This window comes from Pseudoalteromonas atlantica, from assembly GCF_043641955.1.
GTDB lineage: Bacteria > Pseudomonadota > Gammaproteobacteria > Enterobacterales > Alteromonadaceae > Pseudoalteromonas > Pseudoalteromonas atlantica_A.
Window position 1 is genome coordinate 274090 of sequence record NZ_JBHZRV010000005.1, and the last position, 22224, is coordinate 296313.

18 protein-coding genes are annotated in these 22224 nt (G+C 41.2%); 14 read left to right on the top strand and 4 right to left on the bottom strand.

The annotated features are described in order from the left end of the window. Positions 1-11: 11 nt before the first annotated feature. The 14 genes from ACHUE3_RS12540 to ACHUE3_RS12605 all read left to right on the top strand — a co-directional run bounded on the left by ACHUE3_RS12540 (position 12) and on the right by ACHUE3_RS12605 (position 16333). Positions 12-377 carry a response regulator gene (locus ACHUE3_RS12540; protein ID WP_394192748.1) on the top strand — a complete coding sequence of 122 codons (366 nt, stop codon included), beginning with the start codon at positions 12-14 and terminating at the stop codon, positions 375-377. Between the two features lie 230 nt (positions 378-607). After that, on the top strand, positions 608-3025 hold the full coding sequence (gene thrA, locus ACHUE3_RS12545) for a bifunctional aspartate kinase/homoserine dehydrogenase I (protein ID WP_394192749.1): 2418 nt from the start codon (positions 608-610) through the stop codon (positions 3023-3025). A gap of 9 nt (positions 3026-3034) precedes the next feature. Beyond that, positions 3035-3961, top strand: a complete 927-nt coding sequence (thrB, locus tag ACHUE3_RS12550; RefSeq protein ID WP_394192750.1) for a homoserine kinase — start codon at positions 3035-3037, stop codon at positions 3959-3961. A gap of 18 nt (positions 3962-3979) precedes the next feature. Continuing rightward, positions 3980-5263 (top strand): threonine synthase, encoded by a 1284-nt coding sequence (thrC, locus tag ACHUE3_RS12555; protein WP_394192751.1) that lies wholly within the window; start codon positions 3980-3982, stop codon positions 5261-5263. A gap of 727 nt (positions 5264-5990) precedes the next feature. Beyond that, a complete protein-coding gene (glyA, locus tag ACHUE3_RS12560) occupies positions 5991-7247 on the top strand; it encodes a serine hydroxymethyltransferase (RefSeq protein ID WP_394192752.1) in 1257 nt (418 codons plus the stop codon). A gap of 95 nt (positions 7248-7342) precedes the next feature. Next, a complete protein-coding gene (gene nrdR / locus ACHUE3_RS12565; protein WP_058561959.1) occupies positions 7343-7792 on the top strand; it encodes a transcriptional regulator NrdR in 450 nt (149 codons plus the stop codon). A gap of 1 nt (position 7793) precedes the next feature. Further along, on the top strand, positions 7794-8927 hold the full coding sequence (gene ribD / locus ACHUE3_RS12570) for a bifunctional diaminohydroxyphosphoribosylaminopyrimidine deaminase/5-amino-6-(5-phosphoribosylamino)uracil reductase RibD (RefSeq protein ID WP_394192753.1): 1134 nt from the start codon (positions 7794-7796) through the stop codon (positions 8925-8927). 22 nt (positions 8928-8949) lie between these two features. Then, a complete protein-coding gene (locus tag ACHUE3_RS12575; RefSeq protein WP_394192754.1) occupies positions 8950-9603 on the top strand; it encodes a riboflavin synthase in 654 nt (217 codons plus the stop codon). A gap of 27 nt (positions 9604-9630) precedes the next feature. After that, positions 9631-10743 (top strand): bifunctional 3,4-dihydroxy-2-butanone-4-phosphate synthase/GTP cyclohydrolase II, encoded by a 1113-nt coding sequence (gene ribBA / locus ACHUE3_RS12580; protein WP_394192755.1) that lies wholly within the window; start codon positions 9631-9633, stop codon positions 10741-10743. A gap of 81 nt (positions 10744-10824) precedes the next feature. Next, positions 10825-11289 carry a 6,7-dimethyl-8-ribityllumazine synthase gene (ribH, locus tag ACHUE3_RS12585; RefSeq protein ID WP_008110216.1) on the top strand — a complete coding sequence of 155 codons (465 nt, stop codon included), beginning with the start codon at positions 10825-10827 and terminating at the stop codon, positions 11287-11289. 15 nt (positions 11290-11304) lie between these two features. Further along, a complete protein-coding gene (gene nusB, locus ACHUE3_RS12590; protein WP_394192756.1) occupies positions 11305-11715 on the top strand; it encodes a transcription antitermination factor NusB in 411 nt (136 codons plus the stop codon). Positions 11716-11760: 45 nt separating this feature from the next. Beyond that, positions 11761-12735 (top strand): thiamine-phosphate kinase, encoded by a 975-nt coding sequence (gene thiL, locus ACHUE3_RS12595; protein WP_394192757.1) that lies wholly within the window; start codon positions 11761-11763, stop codon positions 12733-12735. Then, positions 12732-13217: a phosphatidylglycerophosphatase A family protein gene (locus tag ACHUE3_RS12600; protein ID WP_394192758.1), complete on the top strand. Its 486-nt coding sequence runs from the start codon at positions 12732-12734 to the stop codon at positions 13215-13217. Before thiL ends, ACHUE3_RS12600 begins: the two co-directional genes overlap by 4 nt. A gap of 29 nt (positions 13218-13246) precedes the next feature. Continuing rightward, positions 13247-16333, top strand: a complete 3087-nt coding sequence (locus ACHUE3_RS12605) for a diguanylate cyclase domain-containing protein (RefSeq protein WP_394192759.1) — start codon at positions 13247-13249, stop codon at positions 16331-16333. A gap of 94 nt (positions 16334-16427) precedes the next feature. Here the strand turns inward: ACHUE3_RS12605 and ACHUE3_RS12610 are convergent, their stop codons facing one another. The 4 genes from ACHUE3_RS12610 to xseB form a co-directional block, all read right to left on the bottom strand. Next, complete coding sequence (locus ACHUE3_RS12610; RefSeq protein WP_394192760.1) at positions 16428-18599, bottom strand: YncE family protein; 2172 nt, start codon at positions 18597-18599, stop codon at positions 16428-16430. Between the two features lie 332 nt (positions 18600-18931). Continuing rightward, positions 18932-20797, bottom strand: coding sequence for a 1-deoxy-D-xylulose-5-phosphate synthase (dxs, locus tag ACHUE3_RS12615; RefSeq protein WP_394192761.1), 1866 nt, complete (start codon positions 20795-20797; stop codon positions 18932-18934). A 104-nt stretch (positions 20798-20901) separates the two neighbouring features. Further along, on the bottom strand, positions 20902-21789 hold the full coding sequence (gene ispA, locus ACHUE3_RS12620) for a (2E,6E)-farnesyl diphosphate synthase (RefSeq protein WP_394192762.1): 888 nt from the start codon (positions 21787-21789) through the stop codon (positions 20902-20904). 3 nt (positions 21790-21792) lie between these two features. Continuing rightward, positions 21793-22035 carry an exodeoxyribonuclease VII small subunit gene (xseB, locus tag ACHUE3_RS12625; protein WP_394192763.1) on the bottom strand — a complete coding sequence of 81 codons (243 nt, stop codon included), beginning with the start codon at positions 22033-22035 and terminating at the stop codon, positions 21793-21795. Positions 22036-22224: the final 189 nt, after the last annotated feature.

Consider the following 22224-nt stretch of genomic DNA (forward strand, 5'->3'; position numbering starts at 1 on the left):
TAGTTAAAGGTATGAATTTTTCTGTATTAGTCTGTGACGACTCAACTGTAGCACGTAAGCAAGTAGTGCGCTGTTTAAATGAATGTATTGATGCAGATATCAAGCAGGCTAAAAACGGTAAAGAAGCACTTGAATTTATGAAGACCCAGAGCTTTGACCTACTGTGTCTTGATTTAACCATGCCTGAAGTAGATGGCGTGCAGGTATTAGAAGCTATAAAAGCACAAAAAATTGAGTGTTTTGTATTAGTTATTTCAGCCGATATTCAAGAAAAAATGAAGCTACGCGTCACTCAATTGGGGGCGATTGACTTTATTCACAAGCCAATAGATAAACCAAGGTTGAAAGAAGTTTTGCATAAATTTGGTATTAGATAGTTCTTAATATAACCAAAAGACATAATTTATCTTTTTATGTAGGGTTGACAGTATAGCCTCCTTTAGTGCAGTCTAAAGGCTATGAAAACAAATAATCACGTACTGACCATTATTATTACAACCACCATTCTTACTGGATAGTGGCATAGGTCGGTGCAACAAATTTAAAGGCCTGTGTTCACTAAGAACACAGGCCTTTTTTCGTTTTATGGGATGAGGAAACATAAAAAATGCGAGTATTAAAATTTGGTGGGTCATCGCTCGCCGACTTTGCGTGTTTACAACAGGTAGCTCAGTTGGTTAAAGCACAGTTAAAAGATGAAATGTTATTGGTGCTGTCAGCACCAGGCGGAATGACAGACTCTTTAGTTGCACTGGCAAGTAGTGCAGAGCAAGGGCTTGATTACAGCGACCAATGGCAAGCTTTAACAAAGCGTTGTGAAAGTTTAAAAAGTGCGGTAGAAGCCGATTTTGGTCAAGTCGAGAACTGGCCTGATCTTGATGAATTAAGCAATAAACTGGCAGGCGTAAAACTTATTAAATGTTGCCCTGATCAAGTGCGTGCGTATGTTATTAGTTTTGGTGAGCGTGTGAGTGTGTCACTAATGCAGTGTTTATTGGGCTCGCACAGTGCACGTTATTTAGAAGCAACAGCTTGTATCGCTTCTACAGGTGGTCATATTGATGCTGAAGCTGACTTAGCTGCAAGTAAGGTTCGTTTTCAAGCGGCGTTAAAAGAAAGCCCTGCCAGTATTTATATCATGCCTGGCTTTACGGCAAGCAATGAACAAGGTGAGCTAACAACACTTGGCCGTAATGGCTCTGATTACTCTGCGGCAATTGCAGCAGCGTGTTTAGAAGCCGATGTGTGCCAAATCTGGACTGATGTAGATGGCGTTTATAATGCCGATCCTCGCTATATTAAAAAGGCAACTAAGGTCGATTTCTTATCTTATAAAGAAGCGATGGAGCTGTCGTATTTTGGTGCCAAAGTACTTCACCCGAAAACCATTTTACCGTGCGCTAAAGCGGGCGTGCCATGTGAAATTAAAAATACGCATAACCCAGAGGCGCAAGGCTCATTAATTGGTAATGATTACTCATCAGATGAACCGGTAAAAGCGCTGTCTAGCTTACAAGATCTTGCTATGTTAACGGTGTCGGGCCCTGGCATGAAAGGTAAAGTAGGTATGGCATCAAAGGTATTTAATGCACTTGCCCATGATAACGTGTCTATCGTGTTAATCACGCAATCGTCGTGTGAATTTAGTATCAGCTTTTGTGTTCATGAATCAGATTTAGCTCTTGCACTTGAAGCTTTACAAACGGCTTTTGAACTAGAGTCGCAAGCGGGCTTAATTGAACCAGTACAAGTACAGCGTAATTTAGCGATTGTTACGCTCGTTGGTGACAACATGCGCGCACACAAAGGTTTAGCTGCTAAGTTTTTTGCCTCTTTAGCGCAAGCACAGGTAAACATTGTTGCAATTGCACAAGATTCGACTGAAAGTGCTATTTCAGCAGTTATTGACGGTGAATTGTGTAACGATGCAGTTAAAGTATGCCACGAAAACTTCTTTACTCATGTCCCATCAATTGATGTATTTTTACTGGGTTGTGGCTTAGTTGGGCAAGAGCTAATTCAGCAGTTAGAGCGTCAGCAAGCGTGGCTTGAAAAACGTAACATTAAACTTAACTTATATGGCGTTGCTAACTCTCGTCAACTTCATTTAGACAGCGAAGGCATTGCATTTGCTGATTGGCAGCAAAAGCTTGCAGAATCAGAGCAGGCTTTTGATTTGAAGCTGGTTGAACAATTTGTAAAACAAAATCATTTAATCAATCCGGTGCTGGTTGATTGTACATCTTCGGATGCATTAGCTGCGCAATACGTTGACTTTTTAAATGCTGGTTTCCACGTAGTTGCGGCCAATAAAAAAGCCACAACCAGCTCGTATACTTATTACCAAGATTTAATTAGTGCAACGCAAAAAAATAACCGTAAGTTTTTATATGAAACCAACGTAGGCGCAGGCCTTCCGGTTATTGATAACTTGCAGTCGCTATTTGGTGCAGGTGATGAGCTACTTGAGTTCAGCGGTATTTTATCGGGTTCGTTGTCGTATATGTTCGGTGCCTTAGAAGATGGTTTGTCACTATCAGAGGCCACAGTAAAAGCAAAAGAAAGCGGTTTTACTGAGCCAGATCCGCGTGATGACTTATCGGGCACTGATGTTGCACGTAAACTATTAATCATTGCTCGCGAGGCTGGGTTAAAATTAGAGCTTAGTGATATCGAAGTAGAATCTGTGCTACCAGAAGGGTTTGCACAAGATGACAGTGTTGATGACTTTATGACTAAGTTGCCTAGCTTAGATGCTGCCTTTAATGACCGTATTCAAAGTGCTGCGAGTGAAGGCAAAGTGCTACGTTATGTTGGCACAATCAAACAAGGTCACTGCAAAGTAGGTATTGAGGCTGTTGACTCTAGCCACGCATTGAGTGTTATCCGTGATGGTGAAAACGCATTAGCAATTTTGAGTGAGTACTACCAACCGCGCCCATTTGTAATTCGTGGTTATGGTGCAGGCTCTGCTGTAACCGCTGCGGGTGTATTCGCTGATATCTTAAAAACATTGTCGCGTTAGGAGAGGGCTATGATTGAAGTATACGCGCCAGCTTCTATTGGTAACTTTGCGGTAGGGTTTGATGCCTTAGGTGCAGCACTTGCGCCGATTGATGGCACTTTATTGGGTGATGTAGTGGCTGTTAGTTCAGCGCCAGCTGATGAGTTTATTTGCTCTGGTGACTATGCCCATAAGCTCCCCAGTGACGCCAGTGAAAATTTAGCGTATCAATGTTTGGTGCATTTTCGTGAACATGTTGCACCTAATATGCCTACGGTTAAGCTTGAACTGAAAAAGAACTTACCGATTGGCTCAGGGTTAGGATCAAGTGCTTGCTCAGTAGTTGCCACATTTGCAGCGCTTGATAAGTTTGCTGATACAAAGCTTAGTCAAGTTGCACTCATTGAGTTAATGGCTGACTTTGAAGCCATTGTCAGTGGCGGTCGTCATTATGACAACATTACTCCATGTTACTTAGGGGGTTTGCAGTTAACGGGCGATCTAATCCCGGATAAATCGATTAGTTTACCTGTGGATGATAGCTGGTATTACGTGGCGGCTTTTCCTGGTTTTTCACTCAATACAGCCAAGGCGCGTTCGGTGTTACCTACGCAGATAAGCATGCATGCGAGTGTAGAATTTGCCCAGCGTTTATCGGCGTTTAGCACGCTACTGCTCACGAGTCGCTTTGATGACGCTCTATCAATTATGAATGATGAAATAGCCGAACCACATCGTGCACCGCTTATTGCTGGGTTTAGCGAAGCTAAAGCTGCTTTGCCTGAGTTAGGTGCTGAAATTGTCAGTATTTCAGGAGCAGGACCTACGTTATTTACTGTGTGTAAAACGCTTGAAGCGGCAAAACAGTGCGAGCAATGGTTACAAAGCAATTATATTAACGAACAAGGCTTTTGCTATATCTGTAAGCTTGATAACGCCGGCACGCGTCAGCTATAAGAATTTAAGGAATTAATAATGCAATTACATAATTTAAAAGACGACACGCAAAAAGTATCATTTATTGAAGCGGTTAAAACAGGCTTAGGGCGTAATCAAGGGGTGTTTTTTCCTGAATCGTTAGCACCTATGGCAGATATTGATGCCTTGCTTGATATGGATTTTGTCAGCCGTAGCTCGGCTATTTTATCTCACCTGATTGGCGATGAGCTCCCGGCAGATACCGTGGCACAAATGGTGCAAAATGCGTTTAACTTCCCGGTTAAATTAGTGGAAGTAGAAGAGAACATTTATTGCCTAGAGCTGTTTCATGGTCCAACTCTTGCGTTTAAAGACTTTGGCGGGCGTTTTATGGCGGAGTGCTTGGCGCAGTTTAGCCAAGGCGAAAAAACGACTATTTTAACTGCGACCTCAGGAGATACTGGCGCAGCTGTGGCACATGCTTTTTATAATAAGCCCAATATCGATGTGGTCATTTTATACCCTAAAGGCAAAATATCACTGGCTCAGCAAAAGCTCTTTACTACTCTTGGCAATAACATTCATTGCTATGCAGTAGAGGGCAGTTTTGATGATTGCCAAAGCATGGTAAAAAATGCCTTTTTAGATGATGAAGTAAAAACACGCTTAGGCTTGAACTCGGCGAACTCAATCAATATTAGCCGTTTAGTGGCACAAGTATGCTATTACTTTGAGGCCATCGCACAGCTACCAAAAGAAAAACGTGCAACGGCGCATGTTTCAGTGCCAAGTGGTAACTTTGGTAACGTATGTGCTGCAATGATTGGTGCTGTGATAGGCTTACCCGTTGCTAAACTAAGCGCCACAACCAATCAAAATGATACTGTGCCGCGTTTTATTGCAGATAAAAACTGGGCACCTAATATAACTATCGAGTCACTTTCAAACGCAATGGACGTGAGTAAACCTAATAACTGGCCTCGCGTGCAAACCATGCTTGATAACAACTGGTTTAGTTATGATAACTTTTATTCAACCAGTGTTGACGAAAATGACACCCAAGCAGTAATGAAAGCAATTCAAACAAAAGGGTATGTTGCAGAGCCACACACGGCGATTGCTTATCAAGGCTTAAAAGCTGATTTAGCGCCAGGGAGTGCCGGTATCTTTTTAGCAACCGCACATCCGGCTAAGTTTAAAGAAAGCGTAGAAGAGATTTTAGAAATTGAACTTGATATGCCAAAACCACTTGCAGATGCCCTTGCTAAGCCGTGTTTAGCACAAGAAATTAAAGATGATTATGAAGAGTTACGAAACATTATCTTAGAAAAGCTAGGTTAGACCTAAAGTGCAACAGCAGCGAGATGAGCAATGCTGTTGCACTCTAAGCTGAGCCGTAATTAAAATACTCTTACTAGTGAAGTTGTTAATCACACTATTGAGCGTGAGCGCCTGTTTAATACTCTCAGCAATATTATCAGCATCGCGATTAAACACAGTATTAAACCTGCAATTGTCACTATTTGATAAGGAGCCCACCTAATCAAAAGTAGTGCGCAAGTTAATAAAAGAAAGGGTTTAAACTCATAGTAATAATAGTATTTCTTTACTTTTTTGCGATTAACTTTGTGATCAACCCGTCGAGCGTTAGAGCGTAATCGCCAAATGTTAGCCCCATTTAAAAACACTAGAATACCAATCATGGTTGGGATAATAGAGCTTGCGATAAGTAAGCAGCTTGCACCAAAGGTGAAGTAAAAATAGGGAATCGATTCGTATATAGGTTTTGCGAGCATAGCGGTTAAAGTATCATCCTTGATCACATTTCATTAAATTGTTGTTTAAATAGAAACGTATGCAATGTGATTGTATATTATAATTGTAAATGCTTAGGTGGTATGTTTATTAATAATACTTATGCTTCTATAAAAAAATATCATTACAAAAACACTGTGAATTAAATTCAATCCCTGTTTAAATATGTTCATCTTTAGACCATAGGCAAATTGACGTTTTCAGCGTATAATTCAGCCTTCAAAATACCATACACGTTGCCCTAGGAGCCCCCATGTTAGAACGTAGCATGAATATTTCGGATTTCGATCCAGAGTTATTTGCAGCAATCAATAAAGAGACTGCTCGTCAAGAAGAACACATTGAGCTTATTGCATCTGAAAACTACTGTAGCCCACGCGTATTAGAAGCACAGGGATCGCAGCTTACAAATAAGTATGCAGAAGGCTACCCTGGCAAACGTTATTACGGTGGTTGTGAGCATGTAGACGTAGTTGAGCAATTGGCTATCGACCGTGCTAATGAGTTGTTTGGTTCTGAATACGCAAACGTTCAGCCACATGCTGGTTCACAAGCTAATGCGGCCGTTTTTTTAGCGCTTTTAGAAGCTGGCGATACAGTGCTAGGTATGAGCTTAGCTCATGGTGGTCACTTAACTCACGGTTCTCACGTAAGCTTCTCTGGTAAACTTTATAATGCGATTCAATACGGGCTTGATGAAGTAACAGGCGAAATTGATTACGCACAAGTTGAAGCTTTAGCGCTTGAGCATAAGCCAAAAATGATCATCGGTGGTTTCTCAGCATACTCAGGTATTGTTGATTGGGCTAAATTCCGTGAAATTGCAGATAAAGTAGGTGCTTACTTATTTGTTGATATGGCTCACGTTGCAGGTCTTATCGCGGCGGGTGTTTATCCTAACCCAGTACCACATGCACACGTTGTTACTACAACAACACATAAAACACTTGCTGGTCCTCGTGGTGGTTTAATTATTTCAGCATGTGGCGACGAAGCTATTTATAAAAAGCTTAACAGCGCTGTATTCCCAGGTGGCCAAGGTGGTCCTTTATGCCACATTATTGCTGCAAAAGCAGTGGCATTTAAAGAAGCACTACAACCTGAGTTTAAAGAATACCAAACACAGGTTGTTAAAAACGCACAAGCAATGGTTGCGGTAATGCAAGAGCGCGGCTATAAAATCGTTTCTGACAAAACTGAAAACCACTTGTTCTTACTTGATCTAATCGATAAAGACATCACTGGTAAAGATGCTGATGCAGCATTAGGTAATGCGAATATCACAGTAAACAAAAATTCAGTACCAAATGATCCACGTTCTCCGTTCGTTACGTCTGGTTTACGTATTGGCTCACCTGCAATCACGCGTCGTGGCTTTAAAGAAGCTGAGTCAAAAGAGCTAGCAGGCTGGATTTGTGATGTTTTAGACAACATTAACGATGAGTCAGTACAAGTACAAGTAAAAGAGAAAGTACAAGCTATCTGTAAAAAATTACCTGTGTACGCTTAATCACAGTAATTTAGATAACAACAGCAATGTTTTTTGCTATCATAAAGGCCGCCCTAGAGCGGCCTTTTTGTTTTTAGTTATGGAATTTACACTATATGCATTGCCCTTTTTGCTCTGAGAAAGATACCAAGGTAATTGATTCGCGTTTAGTTGGTGGTGGTCATCAAGTAAGACGCCGTCGTGAATGTAACGAATGCCATGAGCGTTTTACCACTTTTGAAGGTGCTGAGTTGGTTATGCCGCGAGTTATTAAACAAGATGGCAGTCGCGAACCTTTCAACGAAGACAAACTCCTTAACGGTTTACACCGTGCCTTAGAAAAACGCCCAGTAAGCACCGAGCAAGTTGATGAGGTGGTAAACATTATCAAATCTCAATTGCGTGCGACCGGTGAACGAGAGATCTCCAGTCATCTCGTTGGCGAATGCATCATGGAGTCATTAAAAAAACTCGATAAAGTGGCCTATGTTCGGTTTGCTTCGGTTTATCGTTCATTCGAAGATATCCGAGAGTTTGGTGAAGAAATAGCACGCTTAGGGGAGTAGTATGAGCGCTCAAATGTTCACTGAGCAAGATCATCACTATATGGCTCGTGCCATAGAATTAGCTAGTTTAGGTCGATTTACCACAACACCCAACCCTAATGTAGGCTGTGTATTAGTTAAAGACAATGTAGTGATAGGTGAAGGTTTTCATCAGGTTGCGGGCCAAGGGCATGCTGAAGTAAACGCCCTTGCTATAGCCGGTGAAAAAGCGAGAGGGGCTACGGCCTATGTGACCCTTGAACCCTGTAGCCACTTTGGTAAAACCCCGCCTTGCGCTCAAGCATTAAAAGAAGTCGGCGTCAGTAAGGTAATTGCTGCTATGGTTGACCCAAATCCTCAGGTAGCAGGAAAGGGATTGGCAATATTAGCGAGTGCCGGCATCGAAGTTGCCTCAGGATTACTTGAGCAACAGGCTCGATTGTTAAACAGGGGCTTTTTAAAGCGTATGGAACAAGGCTTACCCTTTGTAACATGTAAAATGGCTGCTAGTTTAGATGGTAAAACAGCCCTAAAAAATGGCCAAAGTAAATGGATTACTGGTACACAAGCTCGCCAAGATGTGCAGTTATTTAGAGCGCAAAGTTGTGCCATTTTAACGGGTGCAGATACAGTATTAATTGACGATGCTAAGCTCAATGTACGTATTAATGAGCTGCCTCAAGCGTTACCAACAAATTTACCTCTTCGCCAACCAATACGCGTTATTATTGACTCTCAAAACCGTTTAACACCTGATCTTGCTTTATTCAGTATTGAAAGCGAGATCATTATTCTTACGACTAAGCTTGATAAATCGATTCAATGGCCTCATTACGTTAGCCATGTTGAAGTGCCCGAAAAATCTCAAAAAGTAGATTTACTCGCTGCATTGCAAATTTTAGCTAAAAGACAAATAAATACAGTATGGCTTGAAGCCGGCGCGACATTGGCCGGTGAGATGGCACAGCAAAATTTAATTGATGAATTTATCGTGTATGTTGCACCTAAACTACTAGGAAATGATGCAAAAAGCTTACTAAACTTTGCAACTCTAACCAGTATGCAAGATACTATTAACCTAACAATTAGTGACTGTACGCTAATTGGCGGTGATATTCGTATCACAGCTAGTGTGGCGGCCACCAAATCGTCTTAATTTATTTTTGAGAGTAAACTTTATGTTCACTGGTATTATTGAAGCAACAGGCATTATAAGTGATTTGCGCAAAACTCAAGGTGATTTGGCTATTCGTATTCAAAGCCATGATTTGAATATGGCAGATGTAAAACTAGGTGATAGCATCGCCACTAATGGTGTTTGCTTAACCGTTGTTGCTAAGCATGATGATGGGTTTAGTGCTGATTTATCAAATGAAACAATTGATTTGACGGGATTTGCACATTACAAACAAGGGCAAAAAGTTAACCTTGAAAAAGCAATGCAGCCAGTATCGCGATTAGGTGGGCATTTAGTGTCAGGTCATGTTGATGGTATGGCAACAATTACCGCAATCACAGCTAACGCACGCGCAACTGAATATTGGTTATCGACCGATGCGGCGTTGATGAAGTACATTCCATACAAAGGTTCAGTATGTGTAGATGGTATTAGTTTAACCGTAAATGCGGTTGAAGATAATAAATTCAAACTCACCATCGTGCCTCACACATCAGAACAAACCACGATTGCTGACTTTAAAGTTGGCACTTCAGTAAACTTAGAAGTTGACCAAATAGCCCGTTACCTTGAGCGTTTGATCAAAGGTGCAGAGCAACCAGCAAGCTCAGATATTTCAATGAGCTTATTAGCTCAAGCTGGTTTTATAAAATAAACTCCACAAATTAATTATGAGTAGACTATGAATTTACACAGCGCGCAAGAAATTATTGATGACATTAAAGCCGGTAAAATGGTTATTTTAATGGATGACGAAGACAGAGAAAATGAAGGTGATTTAATTATTGCTGCTGAGCATATTAGTGCTGAAGCAATTAACTTTATGGCTACTCATGGCCGCGGCCTTATCTGTTTAACTATGACCCAAGAACGCTGTGAACAGCTTGACTTGCCGTTAATGGTTAAAAACAACGGTGCTGCATTTTCTACTAATTTCACTATGTCGATTGAAGCATCGAAAGGCGTAACAACCGGTATTTCTGCTGCCGATCGCGCACGTACAGTACAAGCTGCCATTGCAAAAGGCGCTGAACCATCAGATATTGTTCAGCCTGGGCATATTTTCCCAATTATGGCCCAACCAGGTGGCGTACTAACGCGTGCTGGCCATACTGAAGCTGGATGTGATTTAGCACGTTTAGCAGGCCTTGAGCCGTCTTCTGTAATCGTAGAAATCCTCAATGCAGATGGCACAATGGCCCGTCGTCCTGATTTAGAAATATTTGCTAAAGAGCACAATATTAAGATTGGTACTATTGCGGATTTAATTGAGTATCGCAACATAAACGAAACCACTATTGAGCAGGTTGCTAAGTGTAAGTTACCCACTCAGCATGGTGAGTTTGACCTAGTAACGTATAAAGACACCATTGATGGCCAACTGCACTACGCATTATTAAATGGTGAGATTAAAGCTGATGAACCAACGTTAGTACGTGTTCACTTACAAAGCACATTCAACGATATTTTACTATCAGATCGTAGTGCCGACAGAAGCTGGGGCTTGTCTGAAGCAATGGCCTACATTGCACAGCACCAAGGCGCACTTGTGATCTTAGGAAAGCAAGAGCATACAGAAGAGTTAGAGGCGACAGTTAAAGCATTTGCCGCTGAAGATGCGGGCGAAAATGTGAGTCATCGTAAATTTCAAGGCACATCACGTACCGTTGGTGTGGGCTCACAAATTTTAGCGGATCTAGGTATTGAGAAAATGCGCCTTATGAGTCGACCTAAAAAGTATCACGCACTTTCTGGTTTTCACCTTGAAGTGGTTGACTACGTAGAGCCGCAATAAGCTAGGCTATTTTTTTATTTTTGTGCTATGATGCGCAGCAATTTTTGCGCAATCGCTTAAACTTATTTTTAGGGTTATCGAATGAAAATTATCGAAGGTAATAAATACGCTCCGGGCAAGAAATTTGCCATTGTCATTTCTCGCTTTAATGATTTTATTGGTAGCAGCCTTTTAGCAGGTGCTGTTGATGAACTAAAGCGTACTGGTGGTGTATCTGAAGATGATATCACTGTTATTTATGTACCAGGTGCGGTTGAGTTACCTTTGGCAGCAAAACGCGTTGCGGCAAAGAAAGAGTATGATGCAATCATCGCTTTAGGCGTTGTGATCAGAGGTGGTACACCACACTTTGACCTCGTTGCTGGCGAATCAAATAAAGGCTTGGCGCAAGTGTCGCTTGAGTATGATATCCCGGTTGCATTTGGCGTATTAACCACAGAAAGCATTGAGCAAGCGATTGAACGCGCTGGCACCAAGATGGGCAACAAAGGTGGCGAAGCTGCTTTAGGTGCACTTGAAATGGTTAATGTGTTAGATAAAATTTAAGTTTAAGGAATTTTTGTGAAACCAGCAGCAAGACGTAAAGCACGTATCTTAGCACTTCAAGCCGTTTATTCTTGGCAACTAAGTGGCAATGCAATTGCCGATATCGAACAACAAATGTTGATCGAAAACGACGTGACTAAAATCGACGTTGAATATTTTAAAGATCTCGCTCGTGGCGTTGCTGTAAATAAGACGCAACTTGACGAAGCTGTATCTCCTCATTTAACACGTCCTTTTGATGAGTTAGATATGGTTGAAAAGGCGATTTTACGTCTGAGCGCTTATGAGCTGAAGTTCCGTGAAGATGTACCTTACAAAGTAGCAATCAATGAAGGCATTGAGCTTGCTAAAATATTTGGCGCTGAAGACAGCCATAAATTTGTAAATGGTGTACTTGATAAAGCAGTTAAAGAATTACGTAAGTAATTTTACTGCAAAAAGGAGAGCCGGCATAGGCCGGCTTTTTTGTGTATGAAGGAATTTGAATTAATAAATCGTTACTTTAAGGGGCGTGGAGTAACTCGCCGCGATGTAAACCTTGGTATTGGTGATGATTGTGCTTTAGTAACTGTCCCTGCGAACTGCCAATTAGCAGTCACCACAGACACACTTGTGGCAGGCGTCCATTTTTTTGATGACATTTCACCTCGTGCTTTAGGGCATCGTGTATTAGCTGTAAATTTAAGTGATTTAGCTGCAATGGGTGCTGAGCCTACTTGGGTATCAGTTGCTCTGACGTTACCTAATATAGATGTTGAATGGCTTGAAGAGTTCACTGAGGGAATGCATGAAATTGCAGAGTACTATAATGTGCAAATCATTGGTGGTGATACAACTCAAGGCCCATTAACAATCACTATTTGTGCTAAAGGCACTGTCCCTGAAGGCAAAGCTCTGCGACGAGGTGGTGCAAAAGTAGGTGATTGGATTTATGTTACTGGACCATTGGGAGATGCAGGTCTTGCTATTGAGTCTCGCAAGCAAGAATTTAAAATTGCTCCAGAGCACCTTCGCTATGTGAATCAGCGCTTTGATTATCCTGCTCCTCGGGTTGCGGCAGGCCAAGTTCTTAGAGGTTTGGCATCATCTGCTATTGATGTTTCTGATGGTTTACTTGCAGATCTAGGTCATATTTTGGCTATGTCACAAGTCAGTGCTCAAATCCATGTTGAAAAAGTGCCAACATCTGATGCAATGCAAGACACATTAGATAAATCTCAGCAGTTACCTTTTATTCTCAATTATGGCGATGACTATGAGTTATTGTTTACTGTGCCTGATGATAATAAGAGTATGTTGGAACTTAAATTACGCCAATATGGCGTAGAAGCGACCTGTATCGGTCAGATAAAAAGTGGTGAAGGACAAATTGAGCTATCGCTTGATGGTGAAAAGCTCGATTTTCATGACACCGGCTTTGAACATTTCTCCAAGGAGCCGGTTTGAATAACCCCTCAAAATTTAACTTAAAGCGCCCACACCAATTTTTTGGTCTGGGCTTTGGCTTGGGTTTAGCGCCTAAAGCACCTGGCACTTTTGGCACATTTGCCGCTTTACCATTTATTTTTATTACCATGCATTACCCGCTCTGGCTACAAATTGTATTTGCTGTAGTTATTAGTATATTTGGTGTTTGGGCTTGTGGTAAAACAGCCGATGATTTGGGTGTACATGATCACCCTGCAATTGTGTGGGATGAGGTTGCTGGCTTTTATATAACAATGATTGGTGCGGCGTTAAGCTGGCAATCACTGTTAGTTGGGTTCTTGTTATTTCGCTTTTTTGATATTGCTAAACCAGGCCCAATCCGTATATTAGATAAGCGCCTACATGGTGGTATAGGGATTATGGCAGATGATGTTTTAGCGGGAATATTCTCACTAATTTGTTTACAAGCTCTATTCAAAATGGGTTATTTACCTTTTTAACCTTAGTTTTTCAACGAGGTATTGACGTTATGATGCGGTTTTTATTGGTTTATATTTTATTGTTTTGCAGTTTACCAAGCAGTGCGTCAATTACTGATTATGTTGTTAAACAGTGGAATATAAAGAACGGTTTACCTTCGCAATCATTAAAAAGCGTCGTTCAAGATGAACAAGGCTATATGTGGCTAGGCACTCAGTTTGGCCTTAGCCGTTTTGATGGTAATACTTTCACAAATTATAATACGCTAAATACCCCTTTTTTACCGAGTAACGGTATTAATAAACTTATCATCGATAGTGAGGGGTATTTATGGGTAGGCACAAAAAAAGGTATTGTCGTTGTTGATCCACAAACAATGGCCGCTCAAGAGTACATAGTTAAAGGCCCTGTTCGTGATGTTATTGAAGATTCTCGCGGTAGTATTTGGATTGCAGCAAATGGTTTGTATTTTGTTCCTCGCAATCAAATAGACCTCAAATTAAATACTAATACATCGAATAACACAGTGAAAGCCAGTTCTGTAAAACAAATTACAGGCACGGTAAGTCAATTAGCTTTATCACCTGAGGGTATTTGGCTTGTTAATGAAAGACAGCTATTACGTTTGACTAACTCCTCATCTGACTTTGCAAAGTTACGATTAGAGCTAACCGCAAAAGTATCGTTACCGGAGCGTGTTGCACAAACAATTATTCATGACCTAACCTTTCTTGAAGGAAACCTCTATCTTGCTTCTGAGTTGGGTGCATACTTTCTTGATTTAGATGATGAGCTTCGTCCTTTCCCATTACCTAATGCTAATAACTCTGCTGTTTATAAGTTTATGAGCGACTCAGATGGTGCATTATGGATTTCAACCTATGGGCGATTGTTGGTTAGGGATAATTCAGGTGATTGGCAATGGGTTGAGCCAAGTCAGCTAGATCAAAATATCTGGTTCGCTGACTTGTATCGTGATAACGATAATAACGTTTGGTTAGCCAGCTTTAGCGAAGGGTTATGGCTTGCTCACGAGGGGCGTATAGAGCGTCATTCAGCTATTTCCCAAATGACTGAAGCTGTAATGGCAATTACCAAAGCGCCTGACGGTAAGTTGTGGGTTGCCAATAGAAGTGGTGTTGGTTATTTCGACTTAAACAAAAACTTCATCAATCAGATCCCAAGCAACCAATACGGTCGAGCCGTTGTAAATGATTTACACTTTGATAGTGGTCGTTTATACATTGCTACAGGTCGAGGTGTGTACTTTTATGAAAATAAAACCTTATTTACTGTACCTGGACGTGCTTTAAGAGATAACCCCGTGTTTGCTATTAGCAACTCAAGTAAAGATGGCTTATGGCTGGGCACTGGCCGGGGTATGTACCGTTTAAGTTATGGCGGCATAACACCGTTTGCATACAATGCATTTTTAGGCAGTAAATTTATTACTTATGTATTGGAGCAACAAAATTTTGGTCTTATTGGTACCAGTAAAGGTGCTTATTACTTTACCGACCGCGGTATTGAAAAGGTGGGTGATCAAACGTCATTAGAAAGTGCTTATGTAACAAGCATTTTATACCTGGATGGCGGAGCAATTTTAATTGGTTCATTAAATGATGGTTTGTTCTATAGAAGCACCCAAGGTCAGTGGCGCCAGTTAGACGCATCAAACGGTTTGCCTTACGGATCTATCTTTAGCCTGCGTTATGATGCGTCATTAAAGCGCATTTGGGTCAGTACAATGAAAGGTGTTTACCGTATGCCGGTAGAACAATTTAGTGCCGACATAGAAAGTTTAAAGGTTGAACAGGTAATTTCTTCTTTTGACCGTCAACTAGATGGTAAAGCGAGCCAATGTTGCACAGGACTTGGTCACGATGCAGTTGCAGAGCACAACAACTCTATGTGGTATCCAAGTTTGCAAGGAGTTGTGGAAATTCCAAAAGACATTGAGTTGTTTGGAGTGAAAAAATTACGACCTAAAGTAGAAAGTGTAACAACGGGCATGCGTTCTGTTTCGGTTGCTTCTTTAGGAGATAACCCTTCATTTAATACAGACGAACGTGACTTCACAATTAAGTACACGGCAATAGATTATTATGCTCCAAGCAGTATTGAATTTCGCTACCGACTGAGTGGGTTAGATGACGATTGGCGCTACGCAAACTCACGTCGTGAAGCGATATATACTAATTTACCTCCGGGAGCATTTTTGTTTCAACTTGAAGCAAAACGACAAGGTGAGGGTTGGCAAAATGCAAAAAATGCAGAGTATTCATTTATTGTCCCTAAACGATTTGATGAAACGGTTTACTTTAGGTTGTTAATTACCAGCACGGTTATTTTACTGTTTTATCTTGTTTTTTGGGTGTTCAGAAAACAGGAGCGTCGTAAACAAGCGGCTTTAGAAAGTTTAGTTACAGAGCGTACAGGAGAGCTTCGTCAAGCTAACGACAAGTTGAATCAGGTTAACTCACAACTCAAACTTGTCAGCCATTCAGATGAACTAACAGGCCTCAGAAGTCGTCGCTTTTTGTTTGATCAACTGCCGAAAGATATAGAGCACTTCCAGCGTAACTCACAATCATTACAGGCACAGGGTAAATCATTAGTTTTATTGGTAATCAATTTTGATAGTTTCAGTAAGATCAACGACGCTTATGGACCTATCGGTGGAGATAGTTGCTTACAACAAATGGCGGCCTTGTTAAATTCGCGTACTCAAGGGTCTGATTATGTCGCACGCTGGAGTGGTGATGAATTCTTGCTTTTACTACGAGACTTTAAGCGCAGCGCTATTGATAAGTATGTATCAGATCTTTGTAAAGCTGTCGCAGAACATTCATTCAAGCTACCAAGTGGTGAAAGCATTAATTTAACAGCATCAATTGGTTACTCATTTTACCCTTTACCGCTGCTTGGTGGGCAAGTTATCGGATGGGAAACCTCTGTAAATCTAGCAGATATCGCGCTTCATCAGGTTAAAAAGCGCGGTGGTGATGGTGTGGCAAATATTACATTTGATGAACAGCTGGATGCGTTTGAATTTGAGCAAACTAATAATGTTGAACAACAGCTTAGCGTATTACAAGCCAATGGTCTGGCAGATATTAAAGTGTGGATGCGTTAGTCGTTTTATACTGGCGTATTAAAAATGCCCTAACGTATGACGTTAAGGCATTGGGAGGCCAACTAAAGTCAGTTTAATTAAACTGCTTTGAAGGTTAATGATTTAACCAAGTTGGTAAAATAGCGACTGATTCAGGTGCTGTGAATGAGTAGCTCAAACTCGCGGCTATATCTCCACTTGGACTAGTTAAAATATTGTCATAGCGCATTACTAAACCATTTGATTTCTCGGCCACATAGAGGTGATTACCAGTAAACATAATATCAACTGGGTTACCAAGCATGGTGGCAGGCCCTGCAATATTAACACTGACATTATTCAAGCCAGAGCTCATTCCTGCATTACTTAGCACGTATAATTTACCATCAGTTGCGTCCGCTGCACTGCCCACATCGGAGACGATTAGCGAATCACTAAGTGGATCGTAGTCGATACCATGGATGTTAGTTGGTGCAGAAAATGCAGCGCCGCCAGTTGCTGGGGTGATAAGGCGGTCTTCACCTGTAATTGTACTCATACCCGCCATCAATTTACTTTTTACTTCATCAAAAACGGCAATTGTACCATTGGTTAATGCAACAAATGCTCTGTCTGTAGCGACATCGTAGTCTACATCCCAAGGGCGAGCACTATTACTTGGTGTGAGTGTAATTAGTGGTGAAGCGTCCCCAGTTGTACAGCTTGAAAACACCAAAATTCCTGGCGTTGTTGCATTATTTTCGGCAACAAAAACTAAGCCGCTGTCTGATGCTACATCCAAGCCTTTTGGCGAGATAAGGCCAGTATTACTCCCACTGATGATCGAATCTTGGCTGAGTGAAAAAACCTCACCATCACGATGCATAGCAACTTTATTAGATATCACTATCCCACCAGTAGAAGTGGTGCTGTTATCAAAAGTTGTATAGCTGTTACCTGCTTTATCAAAGGTAACACTTTCGATTGTTTGGCTGGCGTTGTAGTTGCCAAGCTCGCTAGTGAGCGGTGCGTTTAAACGGGATATTTGTCCTGTTGTTGGCCCAGCAGCTCCAGGGTTGCTACTTACAGCAACACCCATCAATGGCACATTAACCATATAGCTGTCTGATATATCCGCCATTTCACTATGCATTACAGTTTCGGTTATAGATTCTGGTTTAATAGTCGCAGTCACACTGTCGGGGCTAATATCACCACTTTCACCTGAAAAGATATTACTAAAGACCAATACCGCATCGTTTGATTTTTCTGCAACACGTAATTCACTGCCTGTTAAGCTGATATCAACGGGGTTACCTAGCATACTTGCTGGGCCTGCAATGCTGCGCGCAACGCTAGTATTACCATCTGCAAGTGATGCATTATTGATCACAAATAAGGCACCATCAGTTGCATCACTGGCACTACCTACATCTGAAAGTACTAATTTATTGGTTTTAGCATCATATGCGATACCATGAATATTGACTGAGATCTTTTCGCCCGCATCATTACTTGGTGTGATTGTACGGGTTGGCATTGCCATAAAACCGCCATCTACATAATTGTCATATACAGCCACATCACCATTTGTTAGTGCTACATATAAGCGGTCGTTGTTATCGTCATATGTCACATCCCATGGTTTTGCATCGGTTACTGTGCTTGCCAAAGGGGCCGCATCACCAGTAGCAGCTGCACCAAAAACAGTGATCTGCATTGCATTAAAGTCAGCTGCAAATATAAGCCCGCGTTTATTTGATACATGAATACCTTTAGGATTTACCAAGGTGGTATTAGTACCAGTAATTGTACGGTCACGATCAGTATTAAACATGCCACCGTCAGTACGACTTAGCACTTGGCAAATAGTACTGATAGCCCCATTGCCTAAGTCACTTGCTTGAATTAAGTTGCCTAGTTTATCAACCGCAACACCTTCATTTGCACCACTATTGAATGTTTTTAACTTTGCTGCATTTTGATCAATTAGATCTATGGTGCCAGCATTGTCAGTGCCGTTATTCGCTAAAATAAATGTTGCGGCATTAAAGCCAGGTGTGCCATCAGCACCATCTACACCGTCATTACCATTTGCACCGTTATTACCATCAGCGCCATCTGTACCATTATCACCTGGGGCGCCCATTTCACCCTGCATGCCAGCAGGGCCTGTGCTGCCATCATCGCCATCACAACCCGTTAAACCTATTAAAATTGCTAGACTAAGCGCAGATAAGCACATTTTACTTGTCATTGAACGAGACTGAATAGATTGAGAAATTTTGCCTGAGTTGAACGTTTTCATAGTTTGTACCTTCTTAAATATTCCATCAAATGTGAACATACAATGAGTTTGCTTAAAACTGCTTATACCAATCGTGTTAAGTTATTTAGCACGCTAGAAAGGCTAAATATTTAAGTCGATTGGTATTACATAAAAGCGTGAATGCTTTGCTCACGAGTTAACCTCGGTGTGTAAACGCGTCAGGAAGATGATTGGATGCAAAGAATGAAAAATAATTTAAAATTGTCGAAAACGAAAACGAAAACGAAAACGAAAACGAAAAAGGAGCCGTAGCTCCTTTTATTGGTTAACCTAGATTTTGCTTAAATAATAAATATACTGAAAAGAGCAACTTATTTTGCAATAAAGCTTTTAATATTATTGAGTATACCTTGTGATCCTAAACCCATTTCATCATGCATTTGCTCTTGCGTGCCATGCTTGATGAATTCATCTGGAATACCTAGATTTAAAATGCTTACCTTGGCTTTCACTGCAGCTAAATACTCATTAACAGCAGAACCTGCACCACCAACAATGGCGTTATCTTCAAGCGTTATAAAGCTATCGTGATCGCTAAGCAGTGAATCGATTAAATCTGTATCTAAAGGTTTTACAAAACGCATATCTATTAAGCTTGCATCTAACTCATCAGCGGCTAAGTACGCGTTTTCAAGTAACGTACCAAAAGATAAAATTGCAATTTTGCTGCCTTGTTTAATAACTCGGCCTTTACCTATTTCAAGGGCTGTCATTTGCTCATTAATTTCGCTATTACCGGCACTGCCACGAGGGTAGCGCACAGCAACAGGCTGATTGCATTGATAACCAGTATAAAGCATTTGACGACACTCATTGGTATCGCTAGGTGCCATAATAATCATATTTGGAATACAACGCATAAAGCTTAAATCGTAAGCGCCTTGATGGGTTTCACCATCCGCGCCAACAATACCTGCACGGTCAATGGCAAATAATACCGGTAAATTCTGTAGTGCAACATCGTGAATTAGTTGGTCGTACGCGCGTTGTAAAAAGCTCGAATAAATAGCAACAACGGGTTTTAAACCTTCACATGCAAAGCCGGCCGCCAAAGTAACTGCGTGTTGCTCTGCAATTGCGACATCAAAATATTGCTCTGGGTGCTCTTTTGAAAAGCGCACCATACCAGAGCCTTCACGCATGGCTGGAGTAATTGCCATTAGCTTGTCATCTTGGCTTGCCATATCACACAGCCAATCACCGAATACTTTTGAAAACGTTGCAGCACCAGGTTTAGACTTTGGTAAGCTTGAAACTGCAGGGTCAAATTTAGGCACGCCATGGTAACCAATAGGGTCAGCCTCGGCGGGCTTATAGCCTTTACCTTTTTGTGTTTTGATATGCAGCAGCTGTGGACCTTTTAAGTTGCGCATATTGCGTAACGTGTCTACCAACATATTTACATCATGGCCATCAATCGGGCCGATATAATTAAGGCCTAATTCTTCAAAGAAAGTACCAGGGATCACCATGCCTTTTAAATGCTCTTCCATACGACTGGCTAATTCTTTTACCGGAGGTACGCCGGAAAGTAGTTTTTTACTACCTTCGCGAATATTGGTGTAAAAGCTTCCAGATAGAATGCGGGCAAAGTGATTAGTTAAAGCACCTACGTTTTCAGAAATCGACATCTCATTATCATTTAAAATGATCAGCATATCCGATTTAACATCACCTAAATGGTTCATTGCTTCAAACGCCATACCTGCGGTAATTGCGCCATCACCAATTACGGCAACTGTTTTACGGCTTTTGCCCTCTTTTTGCGCCGCAATAGACATACCTAGGGCAGCTGAAATCGATGTGCTTGAATGACCAACACTAAATGTGTCGTAAGCACTTTCATCACGATAAGGGAAAGGATGCAGGCCATCTTTTTGACGAATGGTATGCATTTGGTCGCGACGACCCGTTAGGATTTTATGAGGGTAGGCTTGATGGCCTACATCCCAAACGAGGCGATCTTCTGGTGTATTATATACATAATGCAACGCAACAGTGAGCTCAACAGTGCCTAGACCAGAGGCCAGATGGCCGCTGCTTTGTGAAACTGAATTAAGCAAATAATCTCTAAGCTCATCACTAAATGCAGGCAGTTTTTCTTGCGCTAAATCGCGCAGCTGGGCTGGCTCTTCAACCAAACCTAATAATGGATACTTGTTACTATCAAGTGTCATGATTTTTAATACATCCTTCGCTAACCAGAGATTATTATAGCGTATTGTTACTCTGGTTTTTTAGTTATTTTGTATGTCTTTATTTGCGTGCCATTGTGTTGTAATTAATGGTCACGTTCAACAATATACGCTGCTAAGCTCGCAAGAGATTCAGTATTGGCATCAATATTCGATAATGCATTAAGGGCATCTGCTAATAACAACTGAGCTTTCTCTTTTGCACCATCAAGACCAAGAAGTGCAGGATATGTAGCTTTATTTGCCGCTAAATCTGACCCTTGTGGCTTACCAAGAATAAAGGTATCGCCTTCTACATCAAGAATATCGTCCTGTACCTGAAATGCCAAACCAATGGATTCGCCAAAAATTTTTAACTGGGAAAACGTATAGTCACTGGTGTTAGGCGCACATAATGCACCTAGTGTAATTGCACAATTGAGCAAAGCACCAGTTTTAAGTTTATGAATTCGTTCGAGTGCAGATAATGAGATAGCTTCATCAGTTGCCGCAATATCCAGCGCTTGCCCACCTACCATACCTTCAATACCTGACGCCTTGCTTAATGCTGCAATCATTTTAAGCTGTTGAGGTGCAGGTATTTTAAACGTATGGTTAGCTATTAAATCAAAGGCTAAAGTTTGCAGTGCATCACCGGCTAAAATTGCGTGAGCTTCACCATACACAATATGGCATGTCGGTCGGCCTCGGCGTAAGTCGTCATCATCCATCGCAGGTAAATCGTCATGCACTAATGAATAGCTGTGAATACACTCTATTGCTGCAGCAAGTATATCTAAATCTTTTTTTTCTGCACCCAGCATTTTACCTGTTTCATAAACAAGGAAGGGGCGTATACGCTTACCGCCATTCAATACCCCATAATGTGTCGCTTTTTTAATGCTATCTTCAGTATCAAGCGGTAGTGAAAAGTAGTTATCTAGTATGGCTTCAACATCATGTTGTGCAACTTTTATTTGTTCTAAAATATGCACCGATTAATCCAAATCGTTTTTAAAGTTGGTAAGTGGTGACTGAGGGTCATTGCCCATCAAAATGGCCACTTTTTGTTCTGCTTGTTGTAATTTGTTTGAAGATGCATTAGCCAGCGCGATACCGCGTTCGAACTGCTTTAAAGATTGCTCAAGAGATAAATCACCTTGTTCCATGTCAGTGACGATTACAGTTAATTCTTCAAGTGCTTGCTCAAAGCTCAAATTTTCAGGTTTTTTAGTCGCCATCGTGGATTCAACTTAGATGATATGAAATTGAGGCCAATTTTAGGGGGAATGCTAAACTAGGTCAAAGAATGATGCATTTTTTTTATTTATTTACGCGTTATTTGTTTGTTTATTTTACCTGAGCCTATGCTTAAACCTTGCAGCTTAAGGTGGTTCGATTAAAATAAAGGTATAGAGCTCATTTATTCA